This window comes from Psychrobacter sp. 1Y4, from assembly GCF_051847555.1.
The window spans coordinates 1-534 of record NZ_JBPYDE010001082.1 but is presented as its reverse complement, the minus strand read 5'-3'; the positions used below and the strand labels follow the sequence as shown (position 1 = coordinate 534).

Here is a 534-nt window from a genome sequence, read left to right as displayed (position 1 = left end):
CAAATTGAGAGTCTATTAATTCAGCGTCAAGAGATGGTCGATGCGCTGCGAGTGGGTGATTTGATAGCTGTCAGGCAGATGTATCGTCAAGATCGACGCCTCATGAGTCAAATCAGAGTCTACGATGAGCAAGGCGCTATTATATTTCCGCGTTATCGGGACAGAGACGAGCGCACGCAAGGACGTGGGCAGAGCGGCCAGCAGTCGATGGAACGTGCTATGCAGCAACCACTGCCGCCACCGCCTAGAGCTTACGATAATAAACCAAGCAATCTGAATGATGATATACCCACAAAACAGCCTTCTGTTTTGCACGAAATATTAAAACCAATAATGTCGAGCAGTGCTGCGATAGCGGATATTGATGCGCGTCCTGAACTGGCAGACATCTCGGTTGAACTACCTGATGGACAATCAGTCATCATACAGTTGCGCCCGCATCTACGTTTTGCAGATGTGGTGGAGCTACAGCATGGTAATTTTCCCATACGTTTATTATTGATTATTGCCTTTAGTGTATTGGTTTGTGTCTGG

General features: G+C 47.2%; 1 pseudogene. It reads left to right on the top strand.

The annotated features are described in order from the left end of the window. Positions 1-534: pseudogene (locus ACS8FC_RS20530) on the top strand (two-component sensor histidine kinase); the annotation flags it as partial.